13 protein-coding genes are annotated in these 12,684 nt (G+C 42.8%); 5 read left to right on the forward strand and 8 right to left on the reverse strand.

All coding sequences use genetic code 11. The features are described from left to right. Positions 1-25: 25 nt before the first annotated feature. The 5 genes from VJ374_RS15780 to VJ374_RS15800 form a co-directional block, all read right to left on the reverse strand. Positions 26-538: an SF0329 family protein gene (locus tag VJ374_RS15780; RefSeq protein WP_329469623.1), complete on the reverse strand. Its 513-nt coding sequence runs from the start codon at positions 536-538 to the stop codon at positions 26-28. A 31-nt stretch (positions 539-569) separates the two neighbouring features. After that, positions 570-3,329 carry a glycoside hydrolase family 3 protein gene (locus tag VJ374_RS15785; RefSeq protein WP_329469624.1) on the reverse strand — a complete coding sequence of 920 codons (2,760 nt, stop codon included), beginning with the start codon at positions 3,327-3,329 and terminating at the stop codon, positions 570-572. A gap of 16 nt (positions 3,330-3,345) precedes the next feature. Then, positions 3,346-4,410: an alpha/beta hydrolase gene (locus VJ374_RS15790; protein ID WP_308102328.1), complete on the reverse strand. Its 1,065-nt coding sequence runs from the start codon at positions 4,408-4,410 to the stop codon at positions 3,346-3,348. A 190-nt stretch (positions 4,411-4,600) separates the two neighbouring features. Then, the gene (locus VJ374_RS15795; protein WP_329469626.1) at positions 4,601-5,788 is read right to left on the reverse strand and encodes a DUF4317 domain-containing protein; all 1,188 of its coding nucleotides are present in this window, start codon (positions 5,786-5,788) and stop codon (positions 4,601-4,603) included. 82 nt (positions 5,789-5,870) lie between these two features. Continuing rightward, positions 5,871-6,068, reverse strand: coding sequence for a hypothetical protein (locus VJ374_RS15800; RefSeq protein WP_023469832.1), 198 nt, complete (start codon positions 6,066-6,068; stop codon positions 5,871-5,873). A gap of 192 nt (positions 6,069-6,260) precedes the next feature. Between VJ374_RS15800 and VJ374_RS15805 the strand changes: the two genes are divergently transcribed. The 5 genes from VJ374_RS15805 to VJ374_RS15825 all read left to right on the forward strand — a co-directional run bounded on the left by VJ374_RS15805 (position 6,261) and on the right by VJ374_RS15825 (position 9,287). Further along, a complete protein-coding gene (locus VJ374_RS15805) occupies positions 6,261-6,881 on the forward strand; it encodes an HNH endonuclease family protein (RefSeq protein ID WP_369792036.1) in 621 nt (206 codons plus the stop codon). 15 nt (positions 6,882-6,896) lie between these two features. Further along, on the forward strand, positions 6,897-7,136 hold the full coding sequence (locus VJ374_RS15810; RefSeq protein WP_329469630.1) for a hypothetical protein: 240 nt from the start codon (positions 6,897-6,899) through the stop codon (positions 7,134-7,136). Between the two features lie 156 nt (positions 7,137-7,292). After that, positions 7,293-7,445, forward strand: a complete 153-nt coding sequence (locus VJ374_RS15815; protein ID WP_215148623.1) for a hypothetical protein — start codon at positions 7,293-7,295, stop codon at positions 7,443-7,445. A gap of 27 nt (positions 7,446-7,472) precedes the next feature. Further along, positions 7,473-7,835, forward strand: coding sequence for a hypothetical protein (locus VJ374_RS15820; RefSeq protein ID WP_329469633.1), 363 nt, complete (start codon positions 7,473-7,475; stop codon positions 7,833-7,835). A gap of 456 nt (positions 7,836-8,291) precedes the next feature. Next, positions 8,292-9,287: a DUF4365 domain-containing protein gene (locus VJ374_RS15825; protein WP_329469635.1), complete on the forward strand. Its 996-nt coding sequence runs from the start codon at positions 8,292-8,294 to the stop codon at positions 9,285-9,287. A gap of 781 nt (positions 9,288-10,068) precedes the next feature. Here VJ374_RS15825 and VJ374_RS15830 read toward each other — a convergent pair. The 3 genes from VJ374_RS15830 to rlmH form a co-directional block, all read right to left on the reverse strand. After that, positions 10,069-10,554, reverse strand: a complete 486-nt coding sequence (locus VJ374_RS15830) for a Panacea domain-containing protein (RefSeq protein WP_329469636.1) — start codon at positions 10,552-10,554, stop codon at positions 10,069-10,071. Positions 10,555-10,557: 3 nt separating this feature from the next. Next, positions 10,558-11,307, reverse strand: coding sequence for a hypothetical protein (locus VJ374_RS15835; protein WP_329469637.1), 750 nt, complete (start codon positions 11,305-11,307; stop codon positions 10,558-10,560). Positions 11,308-12,137: 830 nt separating this feature from the next. Then, positions 12,138-12,617: a 23S rRNA (pseudouridine(1915)-N(3))-methyltransferase RlmH gene (gene rlmH, locus VJ374_RS15840; RefSeq protein ID WP_329469639.1), complete on the reverse strand. Its 480-nt coding sequence runs from the start codon at positions 12,615-12,617 to the stop codon at positions 12,138-12,140. Positions 12,618-12,684: the final 67 nt, after the last annotated feature.

A 12,684-nucleotide genomic window follows, 5' to 3' on the forward strand; every position in this document is an offset into this window, starting at 1 on the left:
CTCGAGGAAGCGTGCTTTTTTGGTGTCACCAGCGTTCGACGATTTGCCGCGTATCCGCACACCATTGTTCAAATTCTGAAGCATGTGTCAGTAATAAGAAACGTCGTTTCCCGAGTCGTCGATCGAGCCGTGCGATACCACGGATGAAAGGATGTGGATGAACAAGCGCTTGTTCGAATGCGAGGTTCGGGTACTGCAACAAGTCCTGTTGGATCTCGTAGTTTTCCAAGTATCCGTCTTGTTTGACTTGTCGTTCGATCTCAGCGGATAACGCATGCGACTGCTTCAACCAGTCGGACTGCCATAGCAATCCGGCTGGTTTTTCCGGTAACTGTGCAGCTTGTAACGCGTAGCGCCGATCGACTTCCCGTTCGAAGTTAAAGTCGTCTGCTCCGAGAATCTCTTCTCCGTCAAACGTCATCCAGACGCGACTAGGACTATCTTGAATCCGGTAGACGGCGGCGTGAAAAGCAATCCGTCCCTGTAACGACGGGGCAAGCAGTTGCTCGACCCGTTTTTTGATGATGGAAAACTGCACACAATCCGTCCTTTCCGTCCGACTAATTTGATTAGCCGTTCTTCATATGAAACGACTCCGCAAGCGTGAACGTCAACTCTTTTAACTCGAGACCACCGAGTGCAAAGTAGAGTTTTAAATAGTTATGCGGATTGAAGACGAAGACGTCCTTCGTCTGACTGACCCACTCGCCGTTCGTTCCATTGAAGGTGAAGGTTGCAACCGGCATGTTGTTCGCAAACAACGTCACTGGCATCTGCGCCAGTTCACCAGCATTCGAACGTGCCGTCAACGTGACCTGATACATCCCTGTCTCTTCCGCCGTGATAGCGAAGACATGACTGCTGCCTGTCGTCGTCGTGACGTCCGTTAACGGGAAGGCATCTCCACTGACGAGGCGTTGGTGCGAGACGGCTTGCTCTTCAAGTGTCTCTTCTTCAATCGGTGCCCCGAGAACTTCGACCGGTGATACTGTTCCCATCACACGGTCCATGACCGGTGAACGCAACAGGAACTGACAGATGTTCGCAGCACTCCGCAGTAACTCGGAACGTCGAAGTGTTCCGTCGGCAAGAGCCGTCAACGTATCGTCCTCGAACGGATTCGTTCCTGGTTCGCCAACGACCATGTAGAGATCGTTTTGCGAACGGACCATCGTCGCCGTTTGCTGACGGTTTGCTTCCAAACCTTCCGCATTGATTTTCGCCCACCAGTCCGTCATGACGATTCCGTCAAAGCCCCATTCATCACGTAGGATGCGCGTGTTCTGATCATATAAGCCAGCAGTCCAGATGCCATTGACGGCACCATACGTCGTCATGATCGAGTATGCTTTTCCGTCTTTGACTGCCATCTCGAACCCTTTCAGGTACAACTCACGTAACGCCCGTTCTGACACGATCGAATCCAGATCATGCCGGTGGAACTCTTGGTTGTTGGCACTAAAGTGCTTCAACGTTCCTGTCACACCCACACGGTGCATCCCGTCGAGTTGTGCCACGGCCATTTTTCCAGTCAGATACGAATCCTCCGAGAAATACTCGAAGTTTCGTCCGTTGAGTGGATGACGATGGAGATTCATCCCGGGTCCAAGCAATGTATCAATCTCGTTTTTCCGTAACTCAAGACCGGTCATCTCAAATAGATCGGCAATCAACGTCGTATTAAACGTCGAAGCCAGCAACGTTCCGTTCGGTAACGAGAAGGCTTTCGTTCCGATGTCCATCCGGATTCCGGACGGACCATCCGCGCAACAGCCTGCTGGAATACCGAGCGCTTCGAGTTCTGTCGTCACGCCACCGAAGGCGCCCGCCGTTCCCGGAGTGACACGCGGTGAGTTCATCCCTTCCCCCCGAACGATTGCCGCGAGATCCGCATCCGTCAATTGATCGAGGAACGTCTCGAGCGTGACACGTTCTTCTTTGACGTCGCGTAACTTCCAACCGGCATCTTCTGCCTGTGTCCGTTCAACGGGACGCTCCTGTTGACGACGCTGTTCCGGATCGATCGTCCGCAGTGGTGTCGCTTCATATGTCACCGTATATCCCGTTTCGGTCGCTTGCGGTTTGATACGTTCAAACGCCGTCACCGGTGCCATGTTTTCCGTTAAGACGTCCGTGACGTCAAGCGTCTCAACGGAATGGCTTGCGACTGGAACCGCCGACCGGACGTCCGTCCCGAGATAGAGCTGATACGCGCCAGGTTCAATGACATAAGACGACTTATGCCCGGTAACGCCACTATCGTCATAACTCGCAAACGAGGCGAACGGTACGACGAGTGTGAGAGATTCTTGCTCGCCCGGTGCGAGTTCTTTTGTCTTTCCGAACGTCACGAGTTGACGCGTTGGGTTACCGAGTTGTCCTTGTGGTTTCTCAAGGTATCCTTGTATGACTTCCTTCCCGCTCGTCTGCCCGGTATTCGTCACTGTCGCTGTAATCGTCCAGGCATCAGCTGACGTCGTCACATCTGTCGCAAGGTTGAACGACGTATACGATAATCCGTAGCCGAACGGATACAAGACCGCTTCCGGTGCGAACGTCTCAAAATAACGGTACCCGACATAGATGTCTTCCTGATACAACGAACGATCAGCGTGACCGAAGTGGGGTGTCGACGGATAATCATCGAGTGAACGGACAATCGTATCCGGTAGTTTCCCGGATGGCGAGATGCGTCCAAGCAAAAGATCACTCAGCCCGGTGCCACCTTCCATCCCCCCTTGCCACGCGTAGAGGACAGCACTTGGCGCCGTCTCTTCGACCCAGCGCATATCGATGATGTTCCCAACGTTCAAAACGACGACAGTTTGTTTGAAGTGTGTCGTCACGAGACGGAGCATCTCCTGTTCCGTCTCCGTTAAAAAATAACTTCCTGGATCCGCTGTATTATCGCGATCTTCCCCAGCCGTGCGACCGATCATGATCAAGGCAACATCGGAATCAAGCGCTGCTTGCTGAACGAGCGTCGCGTCAAGCGGCATCTCTTCTTGCGACCATGGCTCGGCTGCCCAGCCTTCACCTTGGTCAAACGGATGGTCTTCAAGCCATGTTTCGTACGCCTTGAGGACGTCCGTATTCAGTGTCACGTCTTCGCGCAACATGTCGAGTGGACTAACGAGGTTCGTGACGTTGACCATCCCGCCTGATCCTGTGCCACTTTTATAGTAGTTGAACTGGTTACGTCCAAAGACAGCGACCGTCGATGCAGGTTGCAACGGGAGCACACCATCATTGTGTAAGAGGACCGCCCCTTCCGCGACGGTTTGTCGTGCGAGTTTTGTATAGGCTTGCCAATCGAGCGTGTATGTCATGCGTCATCCACCTTTGTTAGTTAGTTTGAGAAAAAAGTCGTTTTAAGTCCTTCGCGATTTCGTCTAAGCTGTCTTCGGCTTGCGGATACAGACCGAGTTTATCAAGAAAGGCATGTTCCATCCCGCGGTAGTGGAGATAACGGGTCTTGACGCCAGCGCGCGCGAGCTTTTTCGCATACGCTTCCCCTTCAAGACGTAAGTAATCAAACTCCCCTGTAATAACGATTGCCTCTGGTAAATCGGTGAGCGTCGCGAACAACGGCGAGATCCGTGGATCCTTCGAATCACTTGCTTGGACATACCATTGCTCGAGAACACCTTCTTCATCTTGTAGCGACAAAATGATCCGTTCAAGTAACTCAGGTTCCGTTTGTCGGTCATATGCTTCAAGCGTCCAGTCATATTCCGAATTCGGATGTTCACCGACATTAACGACCGGATAATATAAGACTTGATAGCGAATATACGGCGTCGGACGCTCGCGGTCGAGTAGACAACAGACCGTCGCTAAGTTCCCACCGGCACTATCGCCGGCAACCGCGATTGCGCCTGGATCAATCCCAAGTCGATCAGCGTGTTCGACTGCCCAATCGATCGCTGCATGACAATCTTCAAGCCCTGTCGGAAACGGATGCTCTGGCGCCAATCGGTAGCCGACCGACAAGACAGCGACGTTCCCTTTATCTGCTAATGCCTTACATGGATTCTCGACCGTCTCGAGCGTGCCACCGAAAAAACCACCGCCATGGAAATAGACGACGAGCGGGAGCGGACGCGCTGCTTCTGGACGATACAGCCGTGCTTCGATCGTGGTATCGGGTCTTGGAATCGAGAGGACGTTTGTTGAAATCTGCCGTGTCGTCATATCTTCATTGTCCCAGCCCATTCCGGCACGCGCCAGTTCGACTGGCGACGCCCCTTCTGGAATCGAGACCGATGGACGCTGCGTGAGGACGACCTCATGGACACGCGGATCGAGTGTCCCTGGAGTCGAGACGTCAGGAATCGGCTTATCGACGATCTCAAGTCCGTCTTGATGGATGGATGAACGATTTCGTAACGTTCGCAGTAAATCTTGCATTGATGTGGTAGACAATTGGATCGCTTCCTTTCTTATCAAATGGTTATCGAAAGCGCTTTCGATAACCATTAAAAAAATTTCGAATGCCACTTTTTAAAAAAGAGACCGCTTACATCACAATATACCTGTCTTTGGCAGGAGAAGCAAATGTTTCACCTAAAAAAATCAGCGCAGTCGCCTGCGCTGATCCTCATCGTAATTGTTCTTGTGAAACGATCGTAAAACCATCAATGACCGTGTCTTCCTCGACCTCGATCAACAGGCAGCGTTTCCCTTGGTAGTTGACTTGTTTGACGTACTTCAAGTCTTGCGGACTGATTGCGATGTTCGCGACCTTCGTATTGATTTTAATCGATTTCGCTTCATAGTTCGGGACGATGTTACTCGCTTTCATCTCGTATGTTGGATCGTCAACGACCGTCTTGAACGCCCGTTCGACCTGCTCCGTGCTGACATCTTCGACACCACTTGCCTTGAGCACACGCTCGACTTCCTGAACGTCGAGCATCGGTACTTCTTCCTCATCTTGATCCTCTTCGACGACGATCAACTGGTTGATGTTTTCATAGACACCGGCTAACGTCTTCGTATCCATCGATTCACCGACGACCGATTTGACGATTTCCTCGAAGATTGCTTTATCCTCATCTGCCGTGACGATCGGTTGACCGTTCAAGACATTTTCAAGGAAGCCGAAATCTGGTTTATTGGGCTTACCTGCCGCATACAAGACATGATTGACGTCTGCTGCATTGTCGGTGAAGGTCGGGAAGAGGAATCCACCAATCGGCGACGCTAGTTTGATGACCGGATTGATGAATAAGTTCGACTTGAATTCGCGTTCGACGAAATCAAAGACGAGTGATTGTTTCGGTAACTCCGTCAAGTTAAGGCTACCGAGAATGAACGGTGTCGTATAGACGTCGTCATTTGGATCGATCTCTGTCTCATCTGCTTGGCGCTTCGTCGTTTTATAGTATTGTCCGCGAATGAACGTGACGACGAGGTCATTCTCGTACTGGACGTCTTGGACCATCTTCAACGCCATCGTCTGCATCTGTTCAACCCAGTCCTCCGGCTCTTCCGCATACAGTCCTTCGTAAAGAAGCTGCTGCGTATGACCCGTCTCTCCTTCTTCCGGATGCGTGAACTTGACCTCGAACAACTTGACGTCGAGTTTTCCACCTAATACTTTCTTGAAGTTCGCGAAGAACAGCTCCTGTTGTTCCGGATCAAGCAATGGAAACGGTCGGGCTTCCTCATGATAGATTTCGCTCGTCTCTTTTCGGATATAGACGTTGTAGATTTCATGGATTTTTAGTAAATCGGCATCCATCTTGAAGTGACGACGGATGTCGGCGATGTCTTTTTTATTCATGCATACCAGCTCCTCGAATCATTAAAATCCTGCTTCCTGAAAAGCGTACCATATGCGAGATGACCCGACATCTTTTAGAAAATCAATGCGCACGGAATGAATACGCGCGTGTGACAGGATTAACGATCTCATATTCATATTCTTGGTGGGCAGCGCGAGCTTGCGCGATGCAATTATCTAGTTCTTTTGTGTTGAAATAACGTTGCGCTTCCGTCAACGTGCCACTTACGACTAAAAATACGCCGAACACGATCAACCATCCTCTAATTCGTTCGTTCATTATGTAGTCTCCTTTCTTCTCCACCTAAATCCTAACATCAGACCCTTCTATATAATGACAAAAGTTTAATTTTAATAACATTTACACGATATTCATTTTTTCCTAAATAAGTGATGCCATACTAAAAATTGTGAAGGGTGTCTTCACATCATCTCGTCTCATACATAGGAGGAATGACACGTGTTCAAAGCCATCAAGTCCATCGTCATCACTACGCTCGTCTGCCTGACCGCTTTCCAATTCGATACGACGTCTGTTTCCGCATTACCTTCAGGCATCTCTTCGAAAGCGACGGCCCAGTCTCAACTCGATGCCTTAACGGTTAAAACAGAAGGCAGCATGACCGGTTATTCACGTGATTTGTTCCCGCACTGGAGCAGTCAAGGAAGCGGCTGTGACACACGACAAGTCGTCTTAAAACGTGACGCCGATTCATATGTCGGATCGTGCCCCGTTACATCCGGTTCTTGGTATAGTTACTATGACGGACTGACATTCACGAATCCGTCTGACCTCGACATCGATCACGTCGTACCGCTTGCCGAAGCATGGCGCTCAGGAGCAAGCAGTTGGACGACAACGACTCGTCAAGCATTCGCAAACGATTTAACAGGTCCGCAATTGATCGCTGTCTCTGCAAGCTCGAACCGTTCAAAAGGGGATCAGGATCCGTCGACATGGAAGCCAACACGGGCAGGTGCGAGCTGTGCTTACTCGAAGATGTGGATTAATACGAAGAGCCGCTGGAACCTTAGCTTACAGTCGAGTGAAAAAACAGCCTTACAAACGATGTTGAACACATGTACATACTAAAAAGGAGTCGATTCGATGGAAACGAAAATCTCTACCTTTACCGCCACACATGGTGTCATGACGCAAGAAGTTGGTGTCATCAGCGGTGAACTCGAACTCCGGACGACCTGTCAGGAGGACGGAACGTTGGAACTGAAGATTGCTTACGTCGGAGCAATAGACGTCTATACGTTACCCGGCAATTATCGTATTCATGACGTTCGGGATCATGACGTCATCCATCAGATGCTCGTCAATGTACTAGAGCGAACATAATGAAAAACAGACGCTGTCCAAGTTAATGGGCGGCGTCTATTTTCGTTCTGTATATTCAAAATCAGATTGTCATTATTTACTAAATCATGCGTTTTCTCTGACGTTCTATCCGGTATAGTGAAAACAACGTCATTATCCTTTCGGGAGGAATACTTCATGCGAAACGTTTTGATCCCAACCGGCGTCATCTTAAGTGGTGCAGGTCTCTACATGGCACTAGAAAGTCATGTTCCTGCGTTACTCGTTACCGGCATCATCATGCTATTTGGTTGCGGTATTGGTATCATCACGAAAGAAAAGTCGGAATAATCCATAGATCCAGTCAGGAGGATAAATATGATTCAACAATTCATCGAGGAACAGCAGTCACACGATACTATTGGCGGGTTTATCGCTAAGTCTGTTGACCCGATCCTCGCCCACGTTAATCCATCACGTTTACAAGACAACGATCTTGTACTATTGATTCAAGCTGATCAATCGATTGTTATCTCTTTCGCTAATTCACAAGATCAATCAGATTGGACGCCAATATCACGAGAGCAGATTCATCAATCGAAAAGTCTACTCGCACCTAAGACATGCTATTTCAAAATTAAGCACGGTGAATATGCCGGAACCTATTTGATTTCACCGGATTTGATTGTGAATGATCAGTTTAAGAAAGAAGCGGACTATATGAAATTTATAACAGTATAATAACTCAATAAAACTCAATCGAAATATTTTTATATTCATTCGATTTCAAAATAAGATGTTAACAACTTTTGGGTAGACTGATCTGCTTTTTCTAAAAGTCCTTCACTTATCTTTTTCTTTTCCACCTTTTCTTTATTCTTACTTATGACATCGAACACAGTTTGTGGCGGGTAGTCCGATAGAATGTTTTCCTTTATATCTTCTATCTCGCATTCTGATTATCGCATCGAATACGTCTTCTTGAAAATCGATATCTGCTTTGACATCCATTTTTAAATCTCTTTAAATTTCTATCTTTATTCATATTTTGGCATATTTGATATTATATAATTATACTTATTAATTTCAGAAAAACGATTATATGAATATTTATGTTTATAAAATTATTCTTAACTTAAGTAGTGATTAGTTGTGTATACTTTTTAAAAGTCCTATAAAAATATACAGGAGGTATTTATGCAGTTACCACGATTTGACAATAATAAGGGGAGCAAAGGAGTTAATCTAGTTGAACGAAAAGTACTAGATGAATTAGAGTGGATCTTCAGAGAGCAGCCTACTCAAGACTATGGAATTGATGGCCATATGGAAGTAGTTGACGAGGAATTTGTCACTGGTAGATTAATTGCTATCCAGATTAAAGCAGGCAGTAGTTACTTAAAAGAGGAAACAAGTTCAGGTTTTGTGTTTAGAGGTAAGATAGAACATTACAATTATTGGACTAATCATTCATTACCAGTCATTTTAGTGTTGTGTGATTTAGAAAAAGGTGTTTGTTATTGGGAACAAATTAGTGAAGATAAAGTAGAACTAATTTCAGATACTAGTTGGAAGGTTGTAGTTCCAAAATTGCAGATTCTTGATCGGAAATCTTTCAGTAAACTTAAACAAATCGCTGAAAACACAACAGAGTATGAAAGAAGGTTAAATTCACTTGTTCTTTCAAGGGCATGGATGGAGGAATTATTAAACGGAAATAAAGTAATCTTAGAATCAGATGAATGGATTAATAAAACTTCTGGTATAGGTTCATTGATACTAAAAGTAATTGATACTGACACTGAAGATGAGAAAATTATTCTTAACTGGCCTATGGTGTTCTTCCCTCTTGAAAGTTACGAGGACGTATTCCCAGAGTTATTTCCTTGGGCCAAGTTTTCAGTCGATGAAGATTACTATGAGGAATATGATGAAGGAGAGTTTCTTGCTGATAATGCTGTGTGGGATAAAGAAGACGGTAAATACATGATTTTTGGTGACTATCAAGAATGGAGCAAGCGAAGACCTAACATAAGACCTTATATAATTCGTTATGGTGAAATTGCGTCTTATCGGTTAAATTTAGATTTAAATGAATTAGGACAATCCTTTGTACATCTTGATAACTATTTACGCAATGGAATTAAAAAAAATAAGTCTATAAGAAATAATAATTATACTAACTTCTTTTAAAAAGACTATTTTTTCTCGAATACTATTAAACCTTTTTGTTAGTATTAATGAATTATATTCGTCATCACGTAAAATGTCGAAGCCGCTATCGAGGGCTGAAAAAATGACGCTTCAAGCGATGATTACTTTCATTGCCTTAAACCTCAAAAACCTTGCGAATTGTTTCTGGGATTTTCTCGGGAATCCATGTCTTCACTACGTTTTAATAGGTAGTACATACAACAAACCCTCATTTCGTGATCGAAATGAAGGTTTGTCTATAATCTGAAAAGCTTATTGATAAAATAAGCTTTTTATTATTTTCCTTGTATTATCGTAATTTATTTAACCATACTTTATTAATAATAATTTCTATTCTCTGTTTTACCTCTATTTATGATACGACTCTCCATATCACATCTAAATGAGATTATATACTTTAAAGTTATATAAAAAGGAATCGAAGCCATATAGAAGTAAAAATTTTCTAAAAAACTATTGAGACTAATTAAAACTTTTTTGATTCCAAGGTAATCTCTAATTCAATTAATGAAAAGTATAATTTTGGGCTGCTTCTCAAAATTATCAATGTTTCTTTTTAAAAGGTAACTTTGAGTGTTCATTCATTAGAAATGATTGATAAAAATCAATTAAAAATGAATTTAAAAAATAACCTATTCAATATTAAGAAGTCATTAATGTCGACAGATTATTCTTTATTAATGTGAGCGTTTTTGACTTAGTGACTTAAATTAAAACTCTTTAGTAATTTTAAAGCATTGAAAGTATTGAACATTTTTATTTAGTACTTAATACGTTTTTTTGAACATTCGGCACTTAAAGCTTCTAAATCTAAATATAAGTACTTTTTTGAACTTTTTATTGGATAAGAGGAATAAATATAGTTAATAAATTCTGTCCAATTCATGTTCATTGTATCATCAATGACTTGATCAAGAATTGATTTAGTTATTCCTTCAATTTTTCGATTATCATAATAAAAGAAAATGTCATCTCTTAAACTAACAACTTCTTTTAAGGTTCCAAAGGAGTTAACTTCTTGTTTAACTTGCAATCTTCTGTCTTTTTTTGCTGCTTCAAATACATCACTCACGTAAGGACCATAATGATCAAAGTACCATTCAATTGAAGTTAATTGTTTACCTGTAGACAAACATGAATACCAATCTGCCAAAAAAACCATTTTAGTAATTCGTGTTTTTGAAAGTTCGCTTTTATAAGGATAGTTTTCCGCAAAATATCTCAAAATTTGCTTAATCTTTAACATAATTTATTCCTCCTTTCCAATTGGTAAGTTGTTTTTTATAGCATCGATTAAGGCTATGCCAAAGGGACCATCTAAATATCCTTTTAATTGATCAGTATTAAACGAGAAAGTAGGATTTAAGGACTCTATAACAATAACCGCTAAAGCTTCTTCCCCATTAAACGCGAGTCTTCTACAATAAAAACTTCTACTTTTCATTTCAAGGTTTTTTAACGTTTCTTCATTGACGTTACTTCTTCTTGATACTTGTTCTAAATATCTTGCATGACCTTTGTTAAAATTCGGTAAATTACGTTCTATAACCTCTTCGTTAGACCAACATTTACCTATGTAACCTTCATTAATAGGATACTTTGTTCGTCCATTTTTCTTAAAATTAGGATTATCTGAAAATCTTCCTACAGGAATAAACCATTCACTGTCCTTTACCCTATATACAGTAATTCGATCATTGTTTCCTAATTGAAAATACTTAAACAGATTCTTAATCATATTTTCTGGAATTGCATCAAAATTTGATTTTAAGACATTGCTTTGTTCGGACAAAGATTGTATCTGTTCTTCGAAATCGTTCTTTGATTTAAAATTCTTGTTAGTTTGAATCCAAGCCCAAACAAAAAATCCTAAAAGTACAATCCATAAAATCTTATGACTATCGATTAAATTTTTTATATAATCAATAGAGACAAGAAGAGGGATTAAAATAATTACTAAACTTCCCCAAGTTTCTTTCCAATTCTTTAAAACTTTCAAGTAATCCCTCCTAGCACGGTGTTTGTCCCTTAATTATACAATTTATTAATTAAATAGCACTAATATTAAAAGAAGTAATAGACTAACCTAAATTTAAGAGACAATGTATAACACCTTCTAAGGGAAACACTTCTAAAGAGTACTAGTAACGGAGGTGTTTTTGCGTGGGCAAAAGCGTATATTCAAGCGAAGGAAATAGGCAGACGTAAAAGACAAACTGAGTGGCGAGTTGACGACGAAAGAAATCATGAAAAAAATGGAATCAAAAACAAATCTCTCAATCGAGATATGGATATGATGGTATCAATCAAACGAGCTTTATCGGTTTAAACAGCTCATCGGAAAACTATACACTTACAGGCTCGGTTCTGATTCTGCAAGTAAGAATAACAAGATAGAACGACAAATAATCTCACCTGAAGATGGAAAACGAAATCTAAAAAAAAGACATAGAAATTAAAAATCGAAAGAGAATTGAAATAAGATATAATCCTACAGATTATTAAGCTCCTTCGAAAGAAATAAACGGTCATTAACATCCTAAATGTATTTGGTGTGCGAAAAGGTAACTGTAGGGATAATGCGATGATTGAATCGTTCCATTCAAATTTAAAGTCTGAGAAGTTTCAGTATCTCAAATTCAATTCGTTAAAAGACCATGGGATCGATGAGCGAATCACATACACTATTTGAACTACTATGATTCAAGAAAAATTAGGTTACCTGACACCTTTTAAATACAGTGTATTGGCAACCTAACCAAGATATTTAATATGTGTCTCATTACACTAGGTCCATATATAATAGTAAAGTTTTAATAAAAACCTCATTTATTTATGGTATGGCTCATTCCGATTAATCCGGTACGCCCGATAAATCTGTTCACAGAGAATCATCTTCATCAATTGATGCGGGAATGTCATCTTCGAAAACGAGATTGTATCATTTGCCCGCTGCATGACTTTTGGTGCGAGACCGAGCGAGCCACCAATGACGAAAGCAATTTTACTCTTGCCGTATGTCGCGAGTTGATCGAGTTCTTTTGCGAACTGTTCACTCGTCCGTTGTTTTCCTTCAATAGCAAGTGCAAGGACATGAACGTCCGGTCCAATCTTCGCTAAAATCCGTTCGCCCTCTTTTTTCTTTACTTGCGCCATCTCCGCTTCACTCAACTGCTCCGGTGCCTTTTCGTCCGCGACCTCGATTTCTTGGATCGAACAGTAGGCGCCGAGACGCTTCGTATATTCGGCGATGCCTTGCTTCAAATACTTCTCTTTTAGCTTTCCGACCGTAATGATGGTAATTTGCATCTTTTTTCTCGCTTTCTGACAGAAAATTCAGGAGTTATCCACAGAGTTATCCACAAATCCACATGTT

The sequence above is a fragment of the Exiguobacterium sp. 9-2 genome, from assembly GCF_036287235.1.
Classification (GTDB): Bacteria; Bacillota; Bacilli; order Exiguobacteriales; family Exiguobacteriaceae; genus Exiguobacterium_A.